At 60.7% G+C, this 23,313-nt stretch carries 28 protein-coding genes; 12 read left to right on the top strand and 16 right to left on the bottom strand.

Annotated features, from left to right (window positions below; genetic code table 11):
* The first annotated feature begins 47 nt into the window (after positions 1 to 47).
* Both E5K03_RS01010 and E5K03_RS01005 read left to right on the top strand, forming a co-directional pair.
* On the top strand, positions 48 to 329 hold the full coding sequence (locus E5K03_RS01010) for a DUF5808 domain-containing protein (RefSeq protein ID WP_137196706.1): 282 nt from the start codon (positions 48 to 50) through the stop codon (positions 327 to 329).
* 55 nt (positions 330 to 384) lie between these two features.
* Positions 385 to 1,011: a non-canonical purine NTP pyrophosphatase gene (locus E5K03_RS01005; protein ID WP_138004519.1), complete on the top strand. Its 627-nt coding sequence runs from the start codon at positions 385 to 387 to the stop codon at positions 1,009 to 1,011.
* Positions 1,012 to 1,029: 18 nt separating this feature from the next.
* On the opposite strand, the gene E5K03_RS01000 is transcribed toward E5K03_RS01005, so the two are convergent.
* From E5K03_RS01000 to E5K03_RS00990, 3 genes are all read right to left on the bottom strand, one after another.
* Entirely contained in the window at positions 1,030 to 1,692 is a 663-nt protein-coding gene (locus tag E5K03_RS01000) for a DUF7384 family protein (protein WP_240729907.1), read from the bottom strand.
* Between the two features lie 179 nt (positions 1,693 to 1,871).
* Positions 1,872 to 2,528: a potassium channel family protein gene (locus E5K03_RS00995; RefSeq protein ID WP_138004518.1), complete on the bottom strand. Its 657-nt coding sequence runs from the start codon at positions 2,526 to 2,528 to the stop codon at positions 1,872 to 1,874.
* 66 nt (positions 2,529 to 2,594) lie between these two features.
* Positions 2,595 to 2,837 carry a DUF7120 family protein gene (locus E5K03_RS00990; protein ID WP_138004517.1) on the bottom strand — a complete coding sequence of 81 codons (243 nt, stop codon included), beginning with the start codon at positions 2,835 to 2,837 and terminating at the stop codon, positions 2,595 to 2,597.
* Positions 2,838 to 2,984: 147 nt separating this feature from the next.
* On the opposite strand from E5K03_RS00990, the gene E5K03_RS00985 reads away from it, so the two are divergent.
* Positions 2,985 to 3,788 (top strand): sulfite exporter TauE/SafE family protein, encoded by an 804-nt coding sequence (locus E5K03_RS00985; RefSeq protein ID WP_138004516.1) that lies wholly within the window; start codon positions 2,985 to 2,987, stop codon positions 3,786 to 3,788.
* Positions 3,789 to 3,820: 32 nt separating this feature from the next.
* Here E5K03_RS00985 and E5K03_RS00980 read toward each other — a convergent pair whose 3' ends face one another.
* Positions 3,821 to 4,237, bottom strand: coding sequence for a thiol-disulfide oxidoreductase DCC family protein (locus tag E5K03_RS00980; protein ID WP_138004515.1), 417 nt, complete (start codon positions 4,235 to 4,237; stop codon positions 3,821 to 3,823).
* 136 nt (positions 4,238 to 4,373) lie between these two features.
* Here E5K03_RS00980 and E5K03_RS00975 point away from each other — a divergent pair, with 136 nt between their 5' ends.
* Both E5K03_RS00975 and E5K03_RS00970 read left to right on the top strand, forming a co-directional pair.
* Positions 4,374 to 4,634: a glutathione S-transferase N-terminal domain-containing protein gene (locus tag E5K03_RS00975; protein WP_138004514.1), complete on the top strand. Its 261-nt coding sequence runs from the start codon at positions 4,374 to 4,376 to the stop codon at positions 4,632 to 4,634.
* Between the two features lie 71 nt (positions 4,635 to 4,705).
* Complete coding sequence (locus E5K03_RS00970; RefSeq protein WP_138004513.1) at positions 4,706 to 5,635, top strand: metallophosphoesterase; 930 nt, start codon at positions 4,706 to 4,708, stop codon at positions 5,633 to 5,635.
* Positions 5,636 to 5,731: 96 nt separating this feature from the next.
* Here the strand turns inward: E5K03_RS00970 and E5K03_RS00965 are convergent, their stop codons facing one another.
* The 4 genes from E5K03_RS00965 to E5K03_RS00950 form a co-directional block, all read right to left on the bottom strand.
* Complete coding sequence (locus E5K03_RS00965) at positions 5,732 to 6,190, bottom strand: hypothetical protein (protein ID WP_138004512.1); 459 nt, start codon at positions 6,188 to 6,190, stop codon at positions 5,732 to 5,734.
* Positions 6,191 to 6,193: 3 nt separating this feature from the next.
* Complete coding sequence (locus E5K03_RS00960; protein ID WP_138004511.1) at positions 6,194 to 6,733, bottom strand: DUF7342 family protein; 540 nt, start codon at positions 6,731 to 6,733, stop codon at positions 6,194 to 6,196.
* Between the two features lie 183 nt (positions 6,734 to 6,916).
* Positions 6,917 to 8,707 (bottom strand): translation initiation factor IF-2, encoded by a 1,791-nt coding sequence (infB, locus tag E5K03_RS00955; RefSeq protein ID WP_138004510.1) that lies wholly within the window; start codon positions 8,705 to 8,707, stop codon positions 6,917 to 6,919.
* A gap of 93 nt (positions 8,708 to 8,800) precedes the next feature.
* The gene (locus E5K03_RS00950; protein WP_138004509.1) at positions 8,801 to 10,660 is read right to left on the bottom strand and encodes a cation:proton antiporter domain-containing protein; all 1,860 of its coding nucleotides are present in this window, start codon (positions 10,658 to 10,660) and stop codon (positions 8,801 to 8,803) included.
* A gap of 124 nt (positions 10,661 to 10,784) precedes the next feature.
* On the opposite strand from E5K03_RS00950, the gene E5K03_RS00945 reads away from it, so the two are divergent.
* Together E5K03_RS00945 and E5K03_RS00940 are read left to right on the top strand one after the other, a co-directional pair.
* Positions 10,785 to 11,030 carry a PRC-barrel domain-containing protein gene (locus E5K03_RS00945; RefSeq protein WP_138004508.1) on the top strand — a complete coding sequence of 82 codons (246 nt, stop codon included), beginning with the start codon at positions 10,785 to 10,787 and terminating at the stop codon, positions 11,028 to 11,030.
* Complete coding sequence (locus E5K03_RS00940; protein WP_138004507.1) at positions 11,031 to 11,489, top strand: NOB1 family endonuclease; 459 nt, start codon at positions 11,031 to 11,033, stop codon at positions 11,487 to 11,489.
* A gap of 48 nt (positions 11,490 to 11,537) precedes the next feature.
* On the opposite strand, the gene E5K03_RS00935 is transcribed toward E5K03_RS00940, so the two are convergent.
* Together E5K03_RS00935 and E5K03_RS00930 are read right to left on the bottom strand one after the other, a co-directional pair.
* Entirely contained in the window at positions 11,538 to 12,287 is a 750-nt protein-coding gene (locus E5K03_RS00935) for a CPBP family intramembrane glutamic endopeptidase (protein WP_138004506.1), read from the bottom strand.
* A gap of 97 nt (positions 12,288 to 12,384) precedes the next feature.
* Positions 12,385 to 13,677: a glucose-6-phosphate isomerase gene (locus E5K03_RS00930; RefSeq protein ID WP_138004505.1), complete on the bottom strand. Its 1,293-nt coding sequence runs from the start codon at positions 13,675 to 13,677 to the stop codon at positions 12,385 to 12,387.
* Between the two features lie 119 nt (positions 13,678 to 13,796).
* Between E5K03_RS00930 and E5K03_RS00925 the strand changes: the two genes are divergently transcribed.
* Together E5K03_RS00925 and E5K03_RS00920 are read left to right on the top strand one after the other, a co-directional pair.
* Complete coding sequence (locus E5K03_RS00925) at positions 13,797 to 14,315, top strand: hypothetical protein (protein ID WP_138004504.1); 519 nt, start codon at positions 13,797 to 13,799, stop codon at positions 14,313 to 14,315.
* A 66-nt stretch (positions 14,316 to 14,381) separates the two neighbouring features.
* The gene (locus E5K03_RS00920) at positions 14,382 to 14,867 is read left to right on the top strand and encodes a DUF5812 family protein (protein WP_138004503.1); all 486 of its coding nucleotides are present in this window, start codon (positions 14,382 to 14,384) and stop codon (positions 14,865 to 14,867) included.
* Between the two features lie 76 nt (positions 14,868 to 14,943).
* Here the strand turns inward: E5K03_RS00920 and E5K03_RS00915 are convergent, their stop codons facing one another.
* The gene (locus tag E5K03_RS00915) at positions 14,944 to 16,347 is read right to left on the bottom strand and encodes a PAS domain-containing sensor histidine kinase (protein ID WP_138004502.1); all 1,404 of its coding nucleotides are present in this window, start codon (positions 16,345 to 16,347) and stop codon (positions 14,944 to 14,946) included.
* A 135-nt stretch (positions 16,348 to 16,482) separates the two neighbouring features.
* Between E5K03_RS00915 and secF the strand changes: the two genes are divergently transcribed.
* Positions 16,483 to 17,355: a protein translocase subunit SecF gene (secF, locus tag E5K03_RS00910; RefSeq protein WP_138004501.1), complete on the top strand. Its 873-nt coding sequence runs from the start codon at positions 16,483 to 16,485 to the stop codon at positions 17,353 to 17,355.
* A 4-nt stretch (positions 17,356 to 17,359) separates the two neighbouring features.
* Positions 17,360 to 18,919 (top strand): preprotein translocase subunit SecD, encoded by a 1,560-nt coding sequence (locus E5K03_RS00905; protein WP_138004500.1) that lies wholly within the window; start codon positions 17,360 to 17,362, stop codon positions 18,917 to 18,919.
* A 20-nt stretch (positions 18,920 to 18,939) separates the two neighbouring features.
* On the opposite strand, the gene E5K03_RS00900 is transcribed toward E5K03_RS00905, so the two are convergent.
* From E5K03_RS00900 to E5K03_RS00890, 3 genes are read right to left on the bottom strand one after another with little or no spacing between them, the layout of a single operon-like run.
* Positions 18,940 to 19,302, bottom strand: a complete 363-nt coding sequence (locus E5K03_RS00900) for a hypothetical protein (protein WP_138004499.1) — start codon at positions 19,300 to 19,302, stop codon at positions 18,940 to 18,942.
* 57 nt (positions 19,303 to 19,359) lie between these two features.
* A complete protein-coding gene (gene rnhB / locus E5K03_RS00895; protein ID WP_138004498.1) occupies positions 19,360 to 20,052 on the bottom strand; it encodes a ribonuclease HII in 693 nt (230 codons plus the stop codon).
* Positions 20,045 to 21,328: a tRNA pseudouridine(54/55) synthase Pus10 gene (locus tag E5K03_RS00890; protein ID WP_138004497.1), complete on the bottom strand. Its 1,284-nt coding sequence runs from the start codon at positions 21,326 to 21,328 to the stop codon at positions 20,045 to 20,047. Before E5K03_RS00890 ends, rnhB begins: the two co-directional genes overlap by 8 nt.
* 222 nt (positions 21,329 to 21,550) lie before the next feature.
* Here E5K03_RS00890 and E5K03_RS00885 point away from each other — a divergent pair, with 222 nt between their 5' ends.
* Positions 21,551 to 22,591 carry a DMT family transporter gene (locus E5K03_RS00885; protein WP_240729906.1) on the top strand — a complete coding sequence of 347 codons (1,041 nt, stop codon included), beginning with the start codon at positions 21,551 to 21,553 and terminating at the stop codon, positions 22,589 to 22,591.
* A gap of 36 nt (positions 22,592 to 22,627) precedes the next feature.
* Here E5K03_RS00885 and E5K03_RS00880 read toward each other — a convergent pair whose 3' ends face one another.
* Together E5K03_RS00880 and E5K03_RS17040 are read right to left on the bottom strand one after the other, a co-directional pair.
* Entirely contained in the window at positions 22,628 to 22,936 is a 309-nt protein-coding gene (locus tag E5K03_RS00880) for a hypothetical protein (RefSeq protein WP_138004496.1), read from the bottom strand.
* A 173-nt stretch (positions 22,937 to 23,109) separates the two neighbouring features.
* Complete coding sequence (locus E5K03_RS17040) at positions 23,110 to 23,256, bottom strand: hypothetical protein (RefSeq protein ID WP_171006560.1); 147 nt, start codon at positions 23,254 to 23,256, stop codon at positions 23,110 to 23,112.
* Positions 23,257 to 23,313: the final 57 nt, after the last annotated feature.

The following is a 23,313-nucleotide window of genomic DNA, read 5'->3' as shown; positions in this document are numbered from 1 at the left end:
CGATAATGATACCAATTTTCAATACGCCCCCCGGTGTAGAAGGAAGTATGGCAAAAGACAAACCAGATCGTGGAGAGATTCTCGGTATCCCGTACAACTTCGAGCGCCCGAGCCTCGGGCGGATGCTGTCGTCGTATTGGCAGCCCGGCAAAGGCATGCTTGTCAAGAAGCCGTTCGGCATCGGCTACACGGTGAACCTCGCGAACTGGCGATCGTGGGCTGTCCTTCTCGTCGCCGGCGCGCTTCTCGTCCAGGAACGAAACAGCCGCGAGGCGGACGAAGCGGCCGAAACCGACGACGAGCCCGTCGAAGTCATCGTTGAGGACTGAGGCGGTCACCAGCGTCGATCGACGTACCTATTTTTTACGCCACGAATCATGTGGTATGCTTCGGTACGTGACGACCAACGACGGCAAGCTTCGGGAAGCCCGCGACTATCTCGGCGATTCGATCGAGGGCTACAACTTCGACTACACCGAGATTCAACACGACGATCTCGAAGCGATCGCTGCGGCCGGCGCGCGCGAGGCGTACCGCGAGGTCGGCGGCCCAGTTATCGTCGACGACGCTGGCCTCTTCGTCGACGCCTTCGACGGGTTCCCCGGCCCCTACTCGGCGTACGTTGAGGAAACGATCGGGATCGAACGAGTCCAGACACTCGCCGAACCGCTGGCGGATCGCTCGGCGTCGTTTCGGTGTGCGCTGGCGTACTGCGACGGCGAGCCGTTTTCGGCATCACCAGATCCGATCGACCGCGACGACCGCACGACAGCGGCTGCGGCAGGCGCCGAACAGGACGCCACAGAGCGCGAACCGCTGCCCGTTAAGCTCTTCGTGGGATCGGTGCCCGGGACGATCGTTGAGCCGCGCGGCACCGGCGGATTCGGGTACGATCCGATCTTCGAGCACGACGGATCGACGTTCGCAGAGATGAACGCTGCTGAAAAGAACGCGCTATCACACCGCGGCCGAGCACTCGCGAAGTTCGCCGAGTGGTACGAAACCCGCTGATCGATGTGCGCATATCCGCTACACGGCCTCACTCGATCGTGGCGGTCGATCGGGCCCCTCGTAAGGCACCTCGTGAACTGACCCGAACAGCGACTCTGCGTTGAACACGGCGGCGAACGCCGCCGGCTCGCGGATGCTAATCGGAAACCGATCGTTGAGCGCCGCTGCGGCTCCCGCCCCCGTGAGTCGATCGTCGTACGAGAGCACGTGCATTGCGCCGCCGCGGTAGGCCGATCCGAGTGCCGGATGATCGCCCGCGGGATGAGTTACCCGCCTTCGCCACGCATCGAGGGTCGATCGCCACGCCGCCGACGGCGACGTCTGTGATTCGTCTGATACATCGGTTGCCGTCGCAGTGTCATCGTCACTTGCGTCAACGACTGCGTCGATAACCGCCACCGCATCGGCGAGGAGGGCGTCGCTCGCGATCACGTCGATCCACGTGTGCTGCCAGAGCTGATCGATCGCCGTGGTCGCCGCCTCGTCGACGCCAAACAGATCAGCAGCCCAGACGTCTGCATCGACAACGATCGCCGCTGGCGAGGGCTCTTGGGGCGTATCGGCCTGCTGGGCTGGCTCGGCACTTGATGGCGCGTCACGACGGCCATTTACCACCGAACTGATCGTCTCGATCGTCGCGTCGTGAGAGCGCGCGCGATCAAACAGTGCTGTCCAGGACATCTCTATGAGCGTAGCAGCCCGTCGGAGTTGGGGCTATCGGTCCGCCGTCAGCGGATCGACAGCCGCCCGTCTGACGGATTCTTTTATATTCGGAGTTGCTATCGATCATCGGGCGCGCCGGGTTCCTCAGTTCCCATCCTCCCGTTTTCAGCGCGCCCCGGCTTTTCGGTGCGCAGTGCTCACGACCCCAACAGTGCCTCGCGAACGTCGGCTTCGGCGTCGCGTTCGATCAACAGCGCAACGCGATCGCCGGCTTCGACAACCGTGCCGGGGAGCGGAATTGTCAGTGGCTCGCGGTGCCGACCGTGTGCGTACAGCCGCGCCGAGGTCGGTAATTCGAGTTCGTTGACGTGGTCGCCGATCACCGGAGAGCCTTCATCAATTGTCACGACGGTCAACTGGAGGGTTTCGGTGATATCCCCGATCGCGTTCAGGCTGCCGCCCAACAGCGCGGTTTTTGCGCCGGCCGCACCGAGGCGCTCGGGATAAATCAGGTCGTCCGCAACGGCGTCGTAGGTTTCATAGCGCTCCTCGGTGACGTCCTCGCTGATCCGAAGCACGGTCCGACAGCCGACCTCGTGGCCGATCGAACAGATCTCGTAGTTCGTCACGACATCGCCCGTCAGCCCACCAATCGCAACCGCCTCCGCAAGGCCGGCAGCTTCGAGCACCGATCGATCGGAGCCATCTCCCTCGACGACCTGTAAGCCGCTCGATCGAGCGCGTTCGGCCTTTGTATGGTCGATCTCGACGACGACGACCTCGTATCCCTCTTCGGCCAACACCCGTGCGGTTCGAGCGCCAACCCGGCCGTATCCTACGATAATCAGTACCATGCTATTGCGTATGATCGTGAGTGTAAAAAAGGTGTAGCCTGCCGTGGCTTGCCACTTACCCAGCGATCAAAACGAGTAGCCGTCGTCGGACTCGGTTCGCCGTGCAGGGTCCTGTTGGTCTTCGGTGACCTGTGAAAAGAGGTCTTCTTCAAGTTCGTCTTCGGTCTCCTCAGGCGTGTTGTACGTCGAAACCCCCATCGTCAACAGCTCTTCGATCGCCTGGTCGCGGTTGATAAACTCACCCTGTGAGACGAGCCGGTCGATCTCGGAGTCAATCCGATCGGGAATCGGAACCTCGAATGTGGCCATAGCGGTCGTTTGTGATTCACCGTGGTAAACGCTGTGTTTCACTCAATGTATCACCGCTGTCGTATCCGATGGCGTGTCGACGCTTGTACCAACACAGTCAAGGTCGATCTCTCCCCATCGGTGAGTACGATCAACTGCTCGGCTCGCATGACACTCCAAGCACTACTCGGGACAGATGTGGTGTTGTTCTTCATCGTCGGTCTGCTCGGCGGCGCACACTGCATCGGCATGTGTGGACCGTTGGTCACCGTCTACGCGAATCGCATGGACGACGGTCGCTCCCGGGGTGTCGAACCCGACGGCGGCTACCTCTCGGTGTACGAGGTCAGACAACACGGGCTGTTCAACCTTGGACGAGCGGCGAGCTACACCGCGATCGGCGCGGTGATGGGCGCGATCGGCAGTGCGGCGTTCGTCTCTGTCGGCCGCGTGACCGACACCGCGGGAACGGTTCGTGGGGTTGTCGGCATCGTGATCGGAATCGCGATCGTCGTGATCGGGATTCGCCACGCGCTTGGGCGGGCACACAGTGGGATTTCCCTCCCCGGCCTCTCGTGGCTCACCACGTGGTTGACCCACCGAGTCGATCGGCTCGCAAACGGTCCGGGAATCGTTGCGCTCGGCGCGGTCCACGGCCTGTTGCCATGTCCGATTATCTATCCGGCGTACCTGTACGCGTTCGCGAGTGGGTCGGCGACCGCCGGAGCGATCGCCCTCGCAGCGCTTGGTATCGGAACGATTCCCGCCGTCTTCGGCTACGGGACGGTGATCGAGTCGATCGACGCGGCCCACAGACAGTGGCTGTACCGTGCGCTCGGTGTCGCCTTTGTTATCCTTGGGTACGTGCTCTTCGCCCACGGGCTCATGAGCCTCGGGATTCACGTACCGCACCCGTCGTTGCCATTCTGGGACCCGATCGATCCTGTCGGTGCCGCTGGCAGCGGTCACTAACAAAACAGCAACTCGGTGGAACTACCGCACTCCTACTCGAGAAAGCGCGACTGGATGTCCTCAGTTGGCATCATACACTGGTCTTTTTTGCCGAACACTCGATAGCGGTTGGCTGCGACGATATCGTATCCCCAGTCACGCAGCGCCCGCGGGAGGAACCGAAGCGGCCGCGCGAGCGCGTAGACGCCGCCGAGGCGGCTCGCGATGCGGATCACCGCGCTGGATTTGACATAGACGTCGTCGCCATCAACGAGGACGATCGAGTCAAGCCGCTCGGTGTCGAGATCGTGTTCGGCAAGTAGCTGCTCGCCAACGTCCGACTGGAGCGACGCAAACTTGAACTGCCCTTCTGGATCGCGAGGGATGAGAAACTGAACGAATCCCGTACAGAGGTTACACACGCCGTCGAAGAGGACGATCGGGTACCCCTCTGAGATGTCCTCGCTCATACATGATCGTTAGGTTGCCACCGGATTTAGTATTCCGATCGCCCAGACGACGCTCGTCCCAACAACCCAAAGCGTACACCCACCCGCCGAGAATTGAACCAAGGTTGATATCCGATCAACACGTTGGGCCGATCGTATGCTGGAACTGTACCAATCAGAGGGCTGTCCGCACTGTGGGAAGGTCAGACAGACGCTTTCGGAGCTTGGCGTCTCGTACGTGACACACAACCCACGGCTGCCCGGAAACGTCGGCGGCGACACGACCAACGAAGTCACTCATGAGGAACTCGTTGCTGGCGGGGAGGACCAGATTCCGTATCTGGTCGACACCGATCGGGGCGTGGCGATGTACGAGAGCGATGAAATCGTCGAGTACCTCGAAACACACTACGGCTAAGCGCGGCAGATACGGCACAAACGGTTCGGATCTGTACATTCTTTTGCATGCGCATGCAGTGATCGCATACGATGGTATTGGATCTCTCGACGGCATCGGCCGTCGACCCACCGGCCCGCGATCGCGTCTCCGCGTTCGGGGACGATGACCCGCCCGCGATCGTCAGTGTGAGCGATATCCACGGCCACCTCGGGGCCGCTCGCAGCGCGCTGCGGACACTCTCAGATCACCCCGAGTACCCGCCAGTCGTGACAATCGATCGCGACGGGACGCTCCGGTGGGCCGACGAGAACTACGTGCTTGTGTTCAACGGGGATTTGATCGATCGCGGCCCGCACAACGAGGAGGTCCTCGATCTCGTTGCACGACTTGTCATCGACGCGCCCCCCGGACGAGTCAGGGTGACCCTCGGCAACCACGAGGCGATCGTGCTCACGCCCGAACCGCTCGGCTTTCGGCAGTGGTTCTCCGGGCAGGCTGATTCGTCCGCTCGCGCGACGTTCCTCAACGCGATCCGCGACGGTCACGTCATCGCCGCCTACGAGGGCCACAACGTCACGTACGCCCACGCGGGATCGCCGGTTCCCTACGACGTCGCGTCGGTTAACGAGTCGCTCCGCTCGGCGGCAGTGTCGCTTTTGGCCGCAGTGGGGACGAACGAAGATGTCCCGACGCAGCGATCGGTCCTTACGGAACATTCCATTGTCCTTGGGGTCGGTCAGGATCACCTCAAGGGGCCTGGCGCAGGGCTCGTCTGGCTGCACTTCGATCACCTCCCGCCGGACGCCCCGCCGCAGGTCGTTGGCCACACCCGACACAATACGCCGCAGCGAAAAGGATCAGTGTACTGCCAGAACATCATCCAGAGCAACCTCGATCGCGACGGCGGGGAGGGCGTGTTTCTCGAGACGCCAGCGTCGCTGTCTGCGGTGCTCCGATCGGACGACGGCAGCGTCGAGACGACGGTGCTCGATCGGTTTGACGGGAAGTCTGGTCGGTGATCGTGATGACGGTATAGTCGGTAGCGATCGTCAGTAGGCCCACTCAGCGTGCCCGATGAAGCTCACCAGTGAGCGATCGGCACATTCTCCAGAAAGTCATGGTTCCTCGTTTGGATACTGGTATGTCGGACGGACGTCCTCGAGGAGCGCTTCGATCACTTCCCAGACGATCAGTGAGGGGGTGTCGTGGTCGAATGTGATTTTCCATCGATCCCGATTATTGGCAGTCGAATACTGGAAATGTGTCCGGCCAAGATCGGGATGATCCTCGTCTTGATGCCAGCCCGCGTGAAAACCAGTGTTCGGATCGGTGTAGTCGATCCGGAACCAATCATGGGGCTCCTGTCGATACCACTTGACGATCAGTTCCGGCGAATCAGGCCCTGTTGGTGGGTCAAGACGGGCTGGATCAAACCGTGCCCGAAGCTGTTTGGCCTCGATATCGTCAGGAATGAACTCGACCGTCGCGATCTGTGGGACACGATCGAGAACATCCCGCTTCAATTGCGCATAGAGGTTTGCGTTCGGATCACCACCGGGATGCGGGACAGACATCCGTTAGCTGGTAACTTCGGTGGGCGCTGTTGTCGGAGTGAGGAAGTCCCACTCACGGATAGCGAATCCGACGATCTCGATACGGCGTTGGAGGTGTTCCCATTCGCGTGCGATCTCACGGCGACGGTCTTCTTCGTCTGCGTCGAGCGCCTCCTCAGCGAGTGTTCCGCGAAGCTGGTTCGGTGACTCGACATCGAACTCTTCCTCCCAGTCGCGGATCTGCGCCTTCATATTCGCGAGGCGATCGGTGAGTTCCTCGACAGTGTGGCCGCTGTCCCGAAGCCGCATCGCTTCCTGCATCGCCTGACGACGGTAGTCGGGATAGTATGTGGTGTGGGTGCCGCTCTCGTCACGGTGGAGGATCCCATCCTCGACGAGGCGTTCGAGGACGCGCTTGGTCGGCTCGTGTGACCAGCCCGCTTCGGAGGCGATCCAGTTTGTGGTCCGCGGCTCCGACAGTTGCCGTGCGACCATTCGGACACGATCTTCGCCCGTTGTCTGCCGTTCAATCAGATTTTCGGAGCCCGATTCGTCTTTGGTCATATGCTACTGTTTACACACTATCTACATATAGGTTGAGGTAGCTTGTTCTATATCGAATACTGTTCGCTACCGGTTCACCCACGAAGCTGAGCCGAACCAAAGCAAATGATCGTCCTAACTAGTCATAAAAAACGGGACGTTTGCTCACTAGCAAAAATAACGGACCAGCCCTTCACGGGTTGGTCACTTGCCCCAGAACGGATCGCGCTTGCGTCGCTTGGCCAGATACCCAGACAGCGCTTCGAGTTCGTCGGCCGGAATTTCGCTTTTCAGCTCCTGTTCGAGGATCTTTGCGTGTTTTTCCGGGAGTTCGATCCACAACTCGTCGCCCTCGTCGATCTGGCGACCAACCGTTGGGCCGTCGATCGCCACGCTGACTCGCGAGCCAGCCCGGGCCTCGGAGACATCGTCGCCTTGTTCTTGAATCCCCGAGAGTTCACCAACGCGGGTCGGCTCGTTGCCCTCGAATTTGACCACACGCATGTTGTTTTTCATCGTGCCGGCCATGACCTCGACGCCAACGACCGCCGGGTTCGACTGTCTGAACACGTGGTCTTCGAGGATCCGAAACCGGGCCGGGCGGACGATCTTATCGAGGATCGTCTCCTGTTGGGCGCGTTTGAGCTCGGTGACGAAGCCATCGTACTCCTCGACGAGCTGGTAGATCACGTCGTCGGCGAATAGCTTGACTTCGGAGTTTTCAAGCTCGCGTTCGGCGTTCGCCAACACGTCCACATTGAATCCCAAGATTGCACGGTGTTCGGGCTCGTTTGCAGTCCCCGCGACCGCGACGTCCCGCGGTGCAATGTCACCGACCTCCGCGCGGAGGATCGGAACCTCCGCCTCTTTAAGCGCATTGGCCATCGCCTCGAGACTCCCGAGGGTGTCGGCCTTGACGACGACGCCGTTTTCTTCGGTGTCGACCTCGATCTCGGCGAGCTCGGCTTCGACCTCGGCGATCACGTCCTCGACAGACCGATCGCGCACGACCCGAACCGGCGCACCAGCGAGGGCGGCGTCGAGGTCCGGCGCAGCGATCTTGATCCCCGCCGCAGCCCCCACTGATTCGACGCGGTCGAACCGCTTTTCAACGCGAATCTCGGCGTTCGGCCGCGGCTGCAACAGCGCGCGGACCTCGGTGACGATCGGCTCGTTCGACGCCCCGACGACGATCGTATCGCCCTCGGCGATCGTGCCGTCGTAGACCACCACGTCGAGCGTCGAACCGAAGCCACGCTCCTCTTTGACTTCGAGGACGGTCCCCTCGCCAGGCCCGGCCACGTTGATCTCCATCTCGGCTTTCATGAACCGCTGGGAGAGCCCCATAAGCACTGCGAGCAGGTCCGCAACTCCCTCGCCGGTCATCGCCGAGACGGGGACAACGCCGATATTCTTCTGGAAGTCCTGGACGCGCCAGTACAGATCCGCCGAGAAGCCGCTGTCTGAGAGCTCACCGATGATCTGATAGAGGTTCGTGTCCAACCGCTGTCGCGCATTGTCGCTTTGAGCGTCGTAGCTGGGTTTGATCGCCGAGTTCTCGTTGGGGTTCCACCCCGGCGTCGTGTCGACCTTGTTGGCAGCGACGACGAACGGTGTACCGGTGCGCCGGAGGATGTCGATCGCTTCCTCGGTCTGTGGCTGGAAGCCGTCGTTAACGTCGACGACGAGGATCGCGATGTCCGCGAGCGCGCCCCCGCGGGAACGAAGCGTCGAAAACGAGTGGTGACCGGGCGTGTCGATGAACAACAATCCCGGGAGATCGAAGTCTTCGACCATGACAAGATCGCCAGCCATCTCTGCCACGGTTTCGAGCGGTACCGCCGTCGCGCCGATGTGCTGGGTGATCGCGCCGGCCTCGCCTTCGCTCACGGCCGAGCCACGGATCCGGTCGAGCAGACTCGTTTTGCCGTGATCGACGTGGCCGAGAACCGCGACGATCGGTGTACGCAGCGACGCAGATGAGTTATCTGACATTGGAACACACCCCAAAGAAGTCTTTGCCGAAGACTATCCGCGATTGGAGTTAAGCCTTTCAACTTCCCGATCAGCCGCCGCGGTCGGTGAAAACTAGTCGTGCGGGTGGAATCGGCGGACTGCACCACGGACGGCTTTCGACTCACCGAGGAACGTGATCCGATCGCCCTGTTGTAATACTTCGTCAGCTTTCGGGACGTGTGAGTCGCCGCCACGGACGATCACCGCGACGATACAGCCGTCGGGGATCTCTTGGTTAACCTCTTTGATCGTTCGCCCGACGAGATCCTCGGCGGTGACGGCGATCTCTTGGACGTCATGACCGTCGCCGAGTTCACTCATCCAGTGGAAGATCGATGGCCGCTCAATCTCGTTGTCGATCGACCACGCGGTGGCCATCGACGCGTCGATAGCGCCCACATCGAGCGCCTCGAACGCCTCGACGTTGTCCGGCTGGTTGACCCGGCTGAAAACCTGTGGGACACCGAATTTTGTCCGCGCAAGCTGACAGACGAGGAGGTTTGTGTCGTCGTCGCCAGTCGCGGCGACGGCCGTCTTGGCATTGGTGATCCCCGCATCCTCAAGGGTTGCGGCGTCAGTGCCGTCGCCGCGGGCAGCCTCGAATCCGTCGACCTGCAGTGACTCGACAGTCTCTTTCCGTTCATCGACAACGATGATGTTCTCTCCGCGGTTCTCCAGTCGTGTGGCGAGTGCGCGCCCGACACGGCCCCCGCCGACGATTATTGTTGGCATCGGTATCACATCCAGTCGCTGTGCGATCTGTCGCGACAGCCCGGCTTCGAACACAACCGTCGCGAAAATCACGAGGAAGACAGTCCCTAAAAGCACCTGCGCGTCAGCGGTCCGGCCAACCTCTTGCAGTTCGATCGCAAACAGCGTGGCCACGCTTGCGGGAATGATCCCACGCGGCCCGACAAGGCTCAAAAAGTACCGCTCGTTTCGGGTAAACTGGCGATCGCGTGCGGACGCAAACACCGCGAGTGGCCGGACGACGAGTGTGACAACCACAACGACCGCGATCCCACCGAGCCCGAGCCCAATGAGCGCCCCAATGTCGACGAGCGCCGCGAGGGAAATGAATACGAACGAAAGGACGAGAAGCGTGAGGTCGCGGGCGAACTCGTCGATCGCCTCTTCGTGGTCGAGCTCCGCGTTCCCGAGCACGATTCCAGCAGCGGCTGCTGCAGCGACACCCGTCTCTGCGAGTATACTAGACGAGAGTCCGTACGAGAGTACCGCGCCAGCGAGGACGACAAACTGCGCAGTCTGTGGGGCTGCGTCTGCGGGGACGTCGAGCCGCTGGAGCGTCTCTCGGACCGCAAGCGCGACAGCAACCCCGACGGCGACGCCGAGGCCGACCCGAACGAGAAAGCCCGTCGGCACCGCGAGCAGGTCTGACTCCAACACGAGCAGTTCGAACACCACGATCGCGAGCACGGCCGCGGTCACGTCGTTGAAAATACCTTCGGCCTCAAGCGTCGTCCCGACGTGTTCACGGACCCGCACGACGTCAAGGATCGGCGTGATGACAGTTGGCCCGGTGGCGATCAAGAGTGCACCGATCAGGAAAGCCACTCCCCACGACGCACCAACAAAGAACCGAACCGCAAGTGCCGTGCCGACGAGGCTGCCGATCGCACCGATCGTGATCAACCCACCGATCGCCTTCGGTGCGCGTTCGAGTTTGTCCCGGCGGAGCTGAAACGCACCGTCGAACACAATAATTGCAACGCTCACACCGACGACTGTCGATAGCCCGCCGCCAGTCCCGAACGTCTCGAGCGTGATAAGACCCAGCCCCACTTCCCCAAGCAGCACGCCGATCGGAATGAGAAACAGCACGCTCGGAATTTTGAGCCGCTTTGCGAGGATCTGGGTTCCGATACCGGCGACGAGAATTATCGTAACAATTGTGAGCAGTCCTGTTGCCACCGAAGGTCCCTATGGTTTGTAGCTCTCTGTCGTATTTAAGCGTCGTGCCTGACTGTTATGACTCGCACCAGCCGGCGTCTGACGGTCCCCAGTGTTTATATGATTACACGCGAATACGCGGAGTATGGTAGATATCCTAGCGGAGAACCTCTCGGGGAAATCCGTCATGGGCGCGGATGGTACCGAACTCGGTGAACTGTACAATATCACGATGGACCTCAAGACCGGCGCGCTCAATGACTTGCTTGTGACACCAAAAGAAGAAATTATTCCCGCCGAACACGGACTCGACACCGACAATCGCGGCAGAATCAGGCTTCCTGTCGGGGCGGTGCAGGCAGTCAAAGACTACATTGTCGTCGCCCGTTAAATGCATATTCTCGACACGTCTGCGTTTATTCACGAGTATCACACCGACGAGCCGACAGCATCGATTCCGCTCGTCCGTGAGGAGCTTGAGGGCGAACACGCCTTCCGATTTGACGCCGACGAGGGTGCGGGGATGCACATTCACATTCCTGCGGAGGGGACCGTAGAAAAGATCGGTCGTGCGGCCGTCGAGACCGGTGATGCCAATGAGCTCTCAGAAACTGATACCCGACTGCTCGCGGCCGCCTTCGAACTCGATGGCGTCTTGGTGACCGACGACTACGCAATGCAGAACGTCGCCGAACACCTCGGGATCTCCGTCGATGTCATCGCTCGCGACGGAATTTCAGAGGAGCGGGCCTGGATTTTCCAGTGTGCTGGCTGTGGCCGGGAGTTCGACGAGCATCATGAGCGGTGTCCGATCTGTGGGAGCGAACTCACGCGGAAAAATCCGAACTGAGTGGTTGGCGATCGTTGCGTGTGGCGCACACAGCCCGGCCGCCGGGGACTACAAGAGGCCGATCGCGCCGGCGTACTGTATGGCGAAGATCACGGCGTTGTTCGCACCGTGGACGATCGCCGGTACCCAGATCGTTCTGGTTCGCTCGTAGAGATAGCCCAAGACGAGTCCCAACAGCGCGATGACAACCAGCGTCGCGTACTGCTGGGTCGGCTCGCCGATGATCGCCGGAAGGTGGATTGCGCCGAAAACTATCGTCGCGAGCACGATCGCGGGCCACGCCCCCCATGACTCTCGAAGTCGTGCCTGTAACACGCCACGGAACAACAATTCCTCGGCAGGGCCAACGAGCAGGAGTGAGATGATGATCATTCCGAAAAAGTACTCAGGGTTGCCGAGGCCGTCGGTGATCGCGCGGTTCGCCCCCGTCGAGATGCCAAGCGAGCTAAAGAGCGCAGAGATCCCCAGCTGTCCACCCAACAAGACGGCGGTTCCGACCGCGATCGCGATCGCGTGTGTGGGTTCGAACTCGTCGAATCCGACCATCTTCCAGCGATCGGTGACTCGAAGATACCAGAACACGACAAGCCCAAAAAAGACGAACTGGATTACGGTCACCGACAGCTGGACGATCGTCGCATCGGGAGTACCACCGGTCGCTGCGACGAGAGGCTCACGAATCACCGCAACCGCGAGGCTCGCGGCGACCAACGCAGCGAGGACGACAAAGACGCCCTCAAACAGCGCCGAGCCGCGACGCATCCAGACCTGTATGTCCGCATCCGAGGAGTCCGCCATTGGGTTCGACGTAAACGCTCGATCGGGTTAGCCGCACCGATCCTGCGCGTTCGTGATAGCCACACCGCTGGCCGTCGACGATCGCAGCTTGCGCGCGTCAGTCGACGACGAGGGTTCGCTTGTCAGAAACGGCGTCGGCCTCCGCGAAGTCACCGCCGCCCAACAGCCCACGAGCGGCTCGTTTACCCCACTCGACGGCAGGTTGAGTAAATGTCGACACGTTTGCGAGCTCGCCGTAGAGCACGCACGCGGCTTCCATCGCGTACAGGAGTTCACCGATTCCCCGTTCGTCGACTGCATCGATCTCGATCCTGACGGAGGGCCGACCCGCCTCCGCGAGGCTTGCTTCGGTCGCCTCGAACTCCGCGTCGAGCAGTGACCCCAGCGAGGAGCCTCCAAGGTACGACAGCCCTGACAGCTCCGTTTCGGGAATCGCAATGTCCGATCGCTCCTGCGGGCGAACGAGCGTGACGAGCTTGTCTCGTGGGCCCGCACGGTACAACTGCAGCTGAGAGTGCTGGTCAGTCGCGCCAAGCGCACGGGCGGGCGTCTGACCGATCCCGTCCTTGCCGAGACTTTCGGCCCACAGCTGGGCAAACCACTCGGCGAAGTACTCGAGTGACTCGCTGTATGGCATCATCGCGTTTGTGAGCGCGCCGCGTTCGGCCAGCGCGTACGAGACAGCACCGTAGGCGTACGCTGGCGACTCATACAGTGATCCCGAGAGCTTCGACGCCTCACTCGCCGCACCCGCGAGAATCGCCTCGAGATCGTGGCCCTGGATGGCTGCGACCGCCAATCCAACCGACGACAATGCGGAAAATCGACCAGGGACGCCGTCGGGGACCGGCAGCGTGGGGAGATCGTGTGTCGCTGCTAGCTCGTGGAGGTTCCCAGCGTCGCCAGTCGTGACGAACGTCCGGTCAGTCCAGTCGACGTCGGCGTCGGTCATCCGATCGCGGACGACCAGAAAGTTCGACAGCGTTTCTGCGGTCGTCCCCGATCGGCTCACGACGTTTACAACTGTTTTCGAGAGATCGATCGTCGACAGCAGCTGCTCGATTGCCTCGGGGTCGACGTTGTCGAGGTAGTACGTGTCCGCGTGCTCAGGGCCCGACAGCGCGGCATCGATCGTTGCCGCGCCGAGCGCGCTGCCGCCGATCCCGACCGTGAGAATCGATTCGGGCGCGTCGAACCCCGAGACGGCGGCCTCGATCGCGGCCGGATCAGTCGTCTCCGGGAGGTTCAACGCCGCGTAGCCGTGGTCGGCTGCCTCCCGGCCGGCGTCGATTCGTTCGTGTGCGGTTGCCACCCGCTCGTCGAGCCGATCGAGCACATCCATCGTGACACCGGGAACGGTGTCGATCGCATTACCGAGGTCTATTCGCATGTGTACTCCCGCGGGAGCCACCATTATAGCAGTTACCGTCTCTGGTGTGAGAGTATTAGCCGGCGCAAATACGAGGCGAAATCCGTGTGATTAAGCGATCACACGGCCTACCCAGGGGTATGGAAGACAGCTACGGCGGGCTGTTCGGCGCTATCCCCTACGCCTTCCGGCAGAGCCGATCGGTGCTGTTTAAATTGTATGTCGTGATCGGAACGCTTGCAGCGGCACTAATCGGACTCATTGTCTTGTTCGGACTCATCGTCCTCATGGGCGAGACCGCCGAGGTCCCCGGCGGTTCACTCACGCTGTCTCGATCGCTGTACGTCCTGTTGGGATTGGCGTTTGCCGGACCGCTTCTCGCGCCCACGCTGTTTGTTGCCCGTCGACATCGAACCGCACGCACGGTGGCCGATCGCTACGATCCAGCCCTGGCACTAACCGGATTCGGCTTTCTCGTGTCGGTATACGTCGGACTCATTATCACTGTCCCACCCGAGCAACAGGAGCCGGTCGGTGGGATCTTCGGGCCGATCGTCGACGTGCTCTACGGGCTCGCCCAGCCAATTGGGCTGCTCCCGCCAGTTGTCGGCGCGATCGCAATTTTTGTCGTCCATTATTTGCTCACGAAGCGCGCATGAGAATCATCGCGTAGACAGATTCCGCTGTCGAAACGTCCAAACAGCTCTGCTATCTACATAGCGAGGATGACCGACGACGCGCCACCAGATGGAAAAAAGAGTACGTTTCTCGTGACCCACGCCGACGAGGATTCGGCGGTGTTGAAAGACGTTCACGACGGACAGGTACACGCGCTCTCGACAAACCCAGGTATTGAGGTCGATGATGCCATCGACGGCGTTGTCGCCCCCGATCCGCCGCTCGAGGTCTCGTGGCAACTTGTGGAGGTTGGTGACCGACGATCGCTGTCGATCGGGGTGAGCGAAGAGCCTCCGACCCAGCAAGAACGAGAGATAGCCGATAGCCAGCCGGAAGGCGAACTGACCAGAAAGCCGCGGGCAGGGATCGGCGAGTTGCACGTGCTAACCGTGCCCGAGGAATCGACTGACGACGCCGTCACAGATGTTGTCGACGATCGGGAGACAACACTCTCGCGGGCCGCTCGGCTCGGAGTCAACCGCGTCGAGGTTCGATCGGCTGCTGGCGTTGTGAGCGTGCGGTACCTTCCCTAAGCGACGGCACAAGGCCCTGAGCGACGACATAGGCCTGTTCGATTGCTGATGAATCTGCGAGCGGCGGCGATCGCACTCAGTACTGCGAGTCGGCCGCAGGAAGTCGAATCGTAATCCGGTTTCCCCCGCGATCGCGCTTTGAAAAGTCGATCGAGCCGCCGGAGAGATCGACGACACAGTAGACGAACCACAGCCCGAGCCCGCTACCGTGATACAGCGGGCCGTGTGCACTTGGTTCTGTGAGCACCGCAATCTCCTGTTCGGGGATTGTGGGTCCACGATCGGCGATGGAGACGACGACGAATCCGTCGGCCTGCTCGACAGAGATGTCGACGATGGGTTCGTTCACACCGGCGTACGTTGCGGCGTTTTGTACCAGTTCGGCAATTGCCTCCTCGATCATCGGAACCGCGACTGCGGGTGCGGACGCCGGGCATGATACGTCAAACTGACCGTTGTCATGTTCACACCGGATCATCTCGACTGCGGTAGTGGCGACATCAACGAGCTCAAGCTGTCGCTGTTCGGTCCGTCGTGTGAGCACGTCGACGATCTCGCGTTGTTTTTCGACTGTCTCGAGCAGGCGTTCGCTGGTGTTGCGAATCCGATCGATCGCCGCTGCAACCGTGTCGTCGTTGCGCTCGGCAGCGACCTCCGCGTAGCCCAAAATAACGTTGAGATCGTTACGGAGGTTGTGTCTGAGCACGCGATCGATTACGTCGAGATGGTGCGATCGTTGTCGTCGCCGCGTAATGTCGCGAACGAAGCCGCCGACCCGTGAGACCGTGCCGTCTTCGAAAATTGGCTGTCCTTGTGCCCACACCCACCGTGTGCGATTCGGATCGGGTTGGATTCGAAACTCAATATCGATCGGAATTCCCGCGGACAGCCGCCCCATCGCGTCCATCGTGCGCTCGCGATCCGCCGGATGAACCACTTCGAGGAAACTCATTGGCTCTGCCTCCAACCGCTCAAGTGGTTGCTCCCAGACGGATTCGTACACAGAGTTGATAAACAACAACTGCTCCCAGTCGGCGGTGTACATCCACACGACGTCGTCGGTGCTCTCGACCAGTTGTTTGAACCGATCGTTGACCCGCTGTCGAACAGTAGTAGCGCGTGTGCTTGGTGTGATATCGACCGAGCTGACCAGACACCCGTTTATTTCACTCGTTGGATCGCTAGCCAGGCGGCTTCGAAGCCAAATATGTGGGTCCTGGTTGGTCAGAAATCGATATTCAACCTCAGTGACGCACACAGAGCCCTCCGCAATCGACGCAAGTGCCGTCGTGACGATGTCGCGATCGTCGGGATGCAGATGATCGACAAATTGGGTCGAAACGAGTGCACTGTCGTCAACTGGGAGCACGCGATCGACTCCGTGGGCCTCGGTAATGACCCCGTCATCGACGAGCAGGTGCATCTCCTGGGTATGCAGTGGTATGGTGGAGGACTCGACTAACTCTCCCAGGATAGCCATACGATCGATACAGAACAATTCATATATGAATTCAACGGCTAAAATATCTATTTTGATATTCTTTACATGATCCGCCAATTGGCCAACTCGAACATGAGAAGGCTTATTCAATGCCCACGATGACCGGAATGTAATATGGTTGCATTCGAGGTACCGGAGATCAACTACACCGAATACAGCAACCGGCAGCTCGCGGCTGTGCCGCTCGCGCTGCTCGCAGTGGCACTGTTGATTCTTGGCGGTTGGTACGTTGTGACCGGCTATCCGGTCGATCCGGGATTAGAGTTCACCGGCGGGACAGAGCTACGACTCGATATCGATGGCAATGATGCGGATGCACGGGCGCAGATCGCCGAAGAGTTTGACGCCGAACCCGATTCTGTCAGACAGGTCGCCACAGATGGGAGCTACATCGTGACGTTCCGACAGGGCGATGCAACCACGACCGAACTCGAAACACAGGCGAACGATGCTGGCTTTGAGATCCGATCGATCGACTCAGTGTCTGGGAGCTTTGGAGCAGATACCCAGCTTTTGGCGATCGGGGGTGTGCTCGTCGCGTTCGGCGGCATGAGTCTTCTCGTCTTTGCGATGTTTCGGACGTTCATTCCGTCGATCGCCGTCGTGATCTCGGCATTTTCTGACGTGATTATCCCGCTTGCGATGATGAACCTCATCGGGATCGAACTCACGCTGGGGACCGTCGCAGCGCTATTAATGTTGATCGGGTACAGCGTCGACTCCGATATCCTGTTGAATAACAGCATCCTCCGACGAACCGGGGACTTCTACGAGTCGACGAACCGCGCAATGCGGACCGGTGTAACGATGACGATCACGTCGATCGCCGCGATGGCGGTGATGACGATCGGTGCGTGGGCGTTTGGGATCGACCTATTGCGAGCGATTGGGATCATTCTCGTCGTCGGATTGCTCGCAGATCTAATGAACACCTACCTGTTGAACGTGAGTCTGCTTCGATGGTACAAATACGAGGGGGTGAGATGATAAAATGTTCGAGCGAATAAAGCAGAACTATCGGGTAACGCTGCTCGTCATTATCTGTCTGCTCGCTGCCTTCGCGCTGTTCTCGCCGACGATGGCTCCCGAGACAGACGTCGGTGGAGAAGACGCGACCGCCCGTGAAGGGGTGACAAATCTCCGATACGGGCTCGATCTGGCCGGCGGGACTCGAATCCAGGCGCCGCTCATCGGGCTGACTGCCGAGGATGTCGAGTTCAGTGGGGACGGTGAAGCGACCGTCGCCAGAGAGGTTGCCGCCGAGTTACCGGACACCGAAGAGACCGACGTGATCGTTCGACAGGAGTTCGAAGATGAGCCGGGGACCGTTGAAGTCGTCAGTAGAAACATCACCGAATCACAGTTCGACGATGCCCTCAACGCCGCTGGTTACGAACATGGGGAGGTTTCTTCGGGCGTCACGCAAGCGACTCGCGAGGAAGCAATAAGCGTCCTCGAGGGAAAGGTCAACGAGGCCGGTCTCTCGGGCAGTACCGTCCAAGAGGTCACGAGCGGGACGGGCGAGTTCTTCATCATGACTGAGGTCCCCGGCGAGGGCCGACAGGACGTCATTGATCTCATCCAAGAGCGGGGGTCAGTTCGCGTTGACATCTACCATCAAAATGACGACGGCGAATACGTGAACGAGACCGCGGTGTTGACCCAAGAGGACTTCCAGACGGTTGGGACCGCCCAACAGAACGATCGCCAGGGACCACACGTTCCCGTGACGGTCCGTGAGTCGTCTGCGACCGACTTTCAACAGGCAGTCGTCGATACGGGGCTCGCACAGGGATCGCAGTGTACGTACTTTGAAGATGCTGAAACTACCGATCCCTGTCTGTTGCTCGTCGTCGACGACGAGGTCGTCAACGCCTTCGGGATGAACCCAGGACTGGCAAACGATATGCAGTCGGGCGAGTGGGCACAGGATCCGAATTTCATTCTCACTACGGGTGATTTTGAGGACGCTCAGCGCGTCGCGTTGAACCTCCGCGCTGGTGCGCTGCCGGCACCGCTTGACCTCGAGTCGGGAACCACCTCGTTCATCTCACCCACACAGGGAGAGGAGTTCCGAACGAACTCGCTCATTGTCGGAATCCTCGCGGTCTTTAGTGTCGCTGGGTTCGTGTTCCTTCGGTACCGTGAGCCGCGAGTCGCTGCGCCGATGATCGTCACCGCACTCTCCGAGGTGTTCATCCTGCTCGGTTTTGCTGCCGCGCTTGGGTATCCACTCGATCTGGCGGTGATCGCCGGCTTCATTGCCGTGATCGGTACAGGGGTCGACGACCTGATCATCATCGCCGATGGGGTGATGGCAGAAGGTGACGTCAAGAGTCGGAAGGTATTCGATTCGCGGTTCCGTCGAGCCTTTTGGGTCATTGGTGCGGCCGCGGCGACGACGATCGTTGCCATGTCGCCGCTTGCGGTGTTGTCGCTCGGTGATCTCCGCGGATTCGCGATCTTCACCATCCTCGGGGTGCTCGTCGGCGTCCTCGTGACTCGGCCGGCGTACGGCGACATCCTGCGGTACCTGCTCACCGACAGATGAGAACTCGCTGATTCGGATACTTACCAGGCGAGAACGAGCAGTCGCAGATTGTAGGCTGTTAAAAACAGACCAACAATGGTGAGAAGCACTGGCGGGAAGTAATACAACAGCCGATCATTTTCTTTCGAGCCGAGCCAACTGATCCAGATCATGATGAAAAACCCGCCGAGCTTGATGCCAACCAGTCCACCCAACCCATAACTGTCTATTGCCCATCGGACGAGCGGATTACCCTCTGCGAGCGCCGGCGTAAAAAACACCATCGCAATGGTCGTAACAATATCACCGACGCCGTACGCCGCCGTGGCGATGATCCACCACCAGTAGAACGCGTTGGGCCACCGCAGATGAAGCGGTGTTCGGCGTCGACTTCCTCCGCTCACATCCGTATTTTTTGAAGGTCTCCATAGAACCTGTCGGTTTTGTCGGACAAATTATTTTCAAAATGAGCTGAGGTCTGATTGGGCCGCAGCATCGAGCAGATCCGCACATGTCGACCACGATCGGCGGGCGCAGGCAGGAACGGCACCGTGTTCCTCGACGTACGTTTGCAGGAACTCGCGGGTGTTCGGATCGCTTGGATAGCCGCTGCCGACGTCGCCGAATCCGGTGTACTCCGCGGCGATCGCGCCTACGCGGCGATCGCGTTCGACTTTCGCGAGCACAGAGGCCGCCGAGACGATCGGATACGTGTCGTCAGCGCCGTGTTCAGCGATCGTCTCGACAGTAATCTCACGCTCGGCAAGCCCCGCAGTGACGCGATCGCCGAAGCGCTCGGCGATCACGTCGCCCGCGTCGACCACAGCCAGATCGCCTTCACAGGCGATCGCCGCCAGCGCACGGACCTGCGCGGCGACAGTGAGTGAGTTCATATCGGTCTCGGGATCGTCGATCTCTTCAACCTCGACGATGCCGAAGCCAACGTCGATCGCGGGATCCGAGCGGAGTGACGTTGCAATGGACGCTCGGCGGGCCGGTGAGAGTCGCTTCGAGTCGTCGACGTCATCGGGAAGCACTGCGGGGTCCGTGCGGATCGCAGCGGCGACCATCGGCCCAATCACTGGTCCTTTGCCGGCCTCGTCAGCGCCGAGGACGGGCCCGTCTGGCAGCGCTGCCGCCGGCAGTTCACTCATGGAAAAACTCCGCTCGCTCGAACGGTTCGTCTTCACCTTCGACCGAGAGCACGTCGAGTGCTGTCACCGTTGCCTCGACGCCGAGCAGTCCCGCGAGACTCGGCTCGGTTCGACCGTCGTCCCCGGAGATCAGCTCTTTGATGTAGAGGCCACCCTCGCCGTGGATTTCGACGGTTGCGTGGCGATCGTCTTCGCGGGTCGCGGTCGCCGAAAATACCTGCCTGGTACGGGTGAGCCCTGCTCGCCGGTGATCGACCCGCTGTGGAGTGTACTGTTCGATCGTCGCGCCCTCGAGGTCGTCGATCGCTGCTGTGAGTGCGTTCTCGTCAACACGATCGCCGAATTCGACCGCAGCGCGGTAGGTCTTCGAGGCGTCGAGTTCTTTGACCCGCTCGACCATATCGTAGCGTGCGAGTCGGAGCCCCTCAACTTCGATTGCGCCCTCGGCGAACGCGTTGATATCCTGCTCTAGGCGATCGGTGTCGATCCGGCGGCGACGTGGCTCTTCAACCTCGACGACGAACGGCCGGCCAGTCCCAAGCATCAACGCGTCAACGTCCTCGCGGCCTGCGCCGTGGAACGTCGAGTCGGTCCCGTCCATTACTTCTTCGGCGATCGGCGCGGTGTAGCCCTCGACGCTGTCTTCGTAGAGGTATCCCGACCCGCCGCAGTGTGTACAGACCTGCTGGCCGATTCGCCCGCTGGCGTGACACTCCCGGCAGGGCCACTCAGTCTGGGGAATGTCGCGTTCGAGTTTGCGGTACCGGCCGTAGACGAACGCGGAGTTGACCGTCGTCTCAACGCGATCGCCGTCGAGATCGAGCGTGAACTGGACGTCCGGGCGGGTGAAATCCACCTCAGCGCCGGTGAGTCCGCCGACTCGCTTTCCGACCTCGCGATTAAACTCGGATTTGAACTGTTCGCCCGCGTCTTCGGGCAGGCCTGCGTCTTCACGGAACAGCAGTTCGTTTTCTTCGATCAACGGCGGCGTCCGGGTGCCAACCTGGTAGGTCTCGAACTCGACATTCACGACCGACGCGGCGGCCCGATCGGCCCACGTATCGAACTCCGCACAGCGGCCCTCACACACCCAACAGTCGCTGATTTCGACGGGCTCGTAGGGGTCGTCCTCGTCGATCGCAACCGCAACCCGCAGGCTCTTGCCGCGTTCTGCGTTCGTCAGCCCAAAACTGCGATCCGCGAAGACTCGTCCCAAACAGGCGTCACAGACCGGCCCAGCGTCGATCCCAGCGCGTGCGTCGGCGAGAACGTTCATGCCCGGTCATTCGGCGGGGCGAATAATTGTCTTGTCCTTCGACTCCGAGCAGACACACGGGTCGAGACACCACAGCACATGTGACGTGCTACCACCCAGAAATATATCGATTTTTCGATTAATCCGGCAATATAATCCGTGAGTAATGGTAGCACTTTTCCGAGAAGACTCAAGTTTCAGCCACTCATACCACTGTTTAGAACCTCCACATCAGAAAATATAATGTTACAAATAGTTACACAAAACCTGATACAATACAGAAATCTCGTCCTGTTCGCGCTGCTTTCAGTCTTCTGGGGATCGTCGTTCGTCGCGATTTCCGCTGGGCTTGAGACACTGCCGCCGTTGCTGTTTGCCGCGGTTCGATACGACATCGCCGGAGCGATTCTGCTCGGCTACGCGATCGTCGCTGCCGAGCAGTGGCGTCCAACAAGCGTCAGCGAGTGGGTACTCGTGACCGTTGGCGGCCTGTTCGTGATCGGCATCCACTACGCGCTGTCGTTCGTCGGCCAGACGTACGTCACAAGCGGCGTCGCGGCGATCGTCCTCAGCACGACGCCGATCCTCACGCCGCTTTTCGCGTGGCTGTTGTTGACCGACGAGCGGATCGGAATCTCCGGAGTCATCGGCACCGTTGTCGGGTTATTCGGCATTGTTCTCATTGCTGCCCCCGAGCCGGGTGCGAGTGAGGGGACCGCGATCGGCGTCGTCCTCCTCGTACTCTCGGCAGCGAGTTTCGCCTTCGGTGCGGTCCTGTTGAAACGGCTGCCAGCCCGGATGGCGCTCGCCCCATCGCAGGCGTGGATGATGCTCATCGGCGCAGCGATGCTCCACGGTCTGAGCCTCGGCTTCGGTGAGCCACAGTTTCGGGCAATTGCTTGGACGCCAGTCGCGGTCGTCTCGCTCGCGTATCTCGCGATCGTCGCCAGCGCGATCGGATTCGTGATCTACTTCGATCTGCTCGATCGGATCGGCGCGATCGAGGCGAGTCTTGTCAACTACGCAGTCCCGATCGTCGCTGCGGTCGTCGGCTGGCTGCTGCTCGGCGAGTCGATTACCCCGGCGACGGTCCTCGGATTTGCGCTCATCATCACGGGGTTTGTGCTCGTAAAAAGTGGGCGTATCTTCGCCGGCATTGTCGCCGTCGAAGCCCGACTCAGTCGCGGCTACGCGGTCGAAGACGAGTTCCTCGACGCCGAGGCAATGGCGTCGATCGAGGCACCTGCGTTTGACGATTCCCGGCCGTATCACGCCGACGACTGATCCGGGTCGATACTGTTCTTGAGGCGACCACACCTGTCACTCGGGCGGCCCATCCCCGAGAAGGCGTACCGTAGACGGCGAAACACCGAAACCAGATTCGAGCCGATCGGCAACTGCCTCGCGGGTTCGATCCGCGAGTTGATCGACGCGCAACTCGGCGCGGGCCTCGACGGTCAAGTCGTTGAGCCCGGGCTGAAGCCCGGCAACGTCGATTGATTCGACGGTGACGCCGTCGATCCGTTCGACCTGTCGGCGGACGCCCGTCTGTAGGTCGCCGGGGGCGTGTCGCGAAACGCTAACGGTGAGGTCGGCCTGTACAGCCAGTCGGTTGAAAGTTACTGACATACACTTCCGTCGCGAGTCGAACGCGTCGGGCCACGTGACCGCTGCTGTGGTCGGTTCGTGGCCCGCACCCGGGCATTGCCCGCGGAAGCGGTGTACTCGCTCGAACGCCGTGCTGTGCGGGAAAAGAGGCAGTCGATCGCACCCCTCGCGGCAGCCGCCGCGTCCCGAACGCGTTATGCGGGGCGGAGCGAGCGATCGACCGTCCGGCCTGCAGGACCGCCATAGAGTCCCGCATTCGGGCCGGTCAGCCACACCCCACCGCGTGCGGCGATCGTACTGGCGAGTGCCAGTACGGTCGCGGTCGCGTGGAATGTGGCCATCATCGTCTTACAGCACAGGTGGATCGATCATAAACGTTTCTCAAGGTTGTCACATCT

Origin of the sequence: Halalkalirubrum salinum (genome assembly GCF_005543295.1) — an archaeon.
GTDB lineage: Archaea > Halobacteriota > Halobacteria > Halobacteriales > Haloferacaceae > Halalkalirubrum > Halalkalirubrum salinum.
The sequence above is the reverse complement of the archived record's forward strand: the minus strand, read 5'-3'. Positions and strand labels throughout refer to the sequence as shown.

Coding starts and splice junctions, on each gene's coding strand:
- E5K03_RS00940 (WP_138004507.1), top strand. CDS start 11,031: ATGCATATTCTCGACACGTCTGCGTTTATTCACGAGTATCACACCGAC.
- E5K03_RS00915 (WP_138004502.1), bottom strand. CDS start 16,347: ATGGCTATCCTGGGAGAGTTAGTCGAGTCCTCCACCATACCACTGCAT.
- E5K03_RS00945 (WP_138004508.1), top strand. CDS start 10,785: ATGGTAGATATCCTAGCGGAGAACCTCTCGGGGAAATCCGTCATGGGC.
- E5K03_RS00885 (WP_240729906.1), top strand. CDS start 21,551: ATGTTACAAATAGTTACACAAAACCTGATACAATACAGAAATCTCGTC.
- E5K03_RS00990 (WP_138004517.1), bottom strand. CDS start 2,837: ATGGCCACATTCGAGGTTCCGATTCCCGATCGGATTGACTCCGAGATC.
- E5K03_RS01000 (WP_240729907.1), bottom strand. CDS start 1,692: ATGTCCTGGACAGCACTGTTTGATCGCGCGCGCTCTCACGACGCGACG.
- E5K03_RS00965 (WP_138004512.1), bottom strand. CDS start 6,190: ATGTCTGTCCCGCATCCCGGTGGTGATCCGAACGCAAACCTCTATGCG.
- infB (WP_138004510.1), bottom strand. CDS start 8,707: ATGTCAGATAACTCATCTGCGTCGCTGCGTACACCGATCGTCGCGGTT.
- rnhB (WP_138004498.1), bottom strand. CDS start 20,052: ATGAGTGAACTGCCGGCGGCAGCGCTGCCAGACGGGCCCGTCCTCGGC.
- E5K03_RS00920 (WP_138004503.1), top strand. CDS start 14,382: ATGACCGACGACGCGCCACCAGATGGAAAAAAGAGTACGTTTCTCGTG.
- E5K03_RS00985 (WP_138004516.1), top strand. CDS start 2,985: ATGACACTCCAAGCACTACTCGGGACAGATGTGGTGTTGTTCTTCATC.
- E5K03_RS00930 (WP_138004505.1), bottom strand. CDS start 13,677: ATGCGAATAGACCTCGGTAATGCGATCGACACCGTTCCCGGTGTCACG.
- secF (WP_138004501.1), top strand. CDS start 16,483: ATGGTTGCATTCGAGGTACCGGAGATCAACTACACCGAATACAGCAAC.
- E5K03_RS00925 (WP_138004504.1), top strand. CDS start 13,797: ATGGAAGACAGCTACGGCGGGCTGTTCGGCGCTATCCCCTACGCCTTC.
- E5K03_RS00960 (WP_138004511.1), bottom strand. CDS start 6,733: ATGACCAAAGACGAATCGGGCTCCGAAAATCTGATTGAACGGCAGACA.
- E5K03_RS17040 (WP_171006560.1), bottom strand. CDS start 23,256: ATGGCCACATTCCACGCGACCGCGACCGTACTGGCACTCGCCAGTACG.
- E5K03_RS00935 (WP_138004506.1), bottom strand. CDS start 12,287: ATGGCGGACTCCTCGGATGCGGACATACAGGTCTGGATGCGTCGCGGC.
- E5K03_RS00880 (WP_138004496.1), bottom strand. CDS start 22,936: ATGTCAGTAACTTTCAACCGACTGGCTGTACAGGCCGACCTCACCGTT.
- E5K03_RS00980 (WP_138004515.1), bottom strand. CDS start 4,237: ATGAGCGAGGACATCTCAGAGGGGTACCCGATCGTCCTCTTCGACGGC.
- E5K03_RS00975 (WP_138004514.1), top strand. CDS start 4,374: ATGCTGGAACTGTACCAATCAGAGGGCTGTCCGCACTGTGGGAAGGTC.
- E5K03_RS00890 (WP_138004497.1), bottom strand. CDS start 21,328: ATGAACGTTCTCGCCGACGCACGCGCTGGGATCGACGCTGGGCCGGTC.
- E5K03_RS00995 (WP_138004518.1), bottom strand. CDS start 2,528: ATGGTACTGATTATCGTAGGATACGGCCGGGTTGGCGCTCGAACCGCA.
- E5K03_RS01010 (WP_137196706.1), top strand. CDS start 48: ATGGCAAAAGACAAACCAGATCGTGGAGAGATTCTCGGTATCCCGTAC.
- E5K03_RS00905 (WP_138004500.1), top strand. CDS start 17,360: ATGTTCGAGCGAATAAAGCAGAACTATCGGGTAACGCTGCTCGTCATT.
- E5K03_RS00970 (WP_138004513.1), top strand. CDS start 4,706: ATGGTATTGGATCTCTCGACGGCATCGGCCGTCGACCCACCGGCCCGC.
- E5K03_RS01005 (WP_138004519.1), top strand. CDS start 385: ATGCTTCGGTACGTGACGACCAACGACGGCAAGCTTCGGGAAGCCCGC.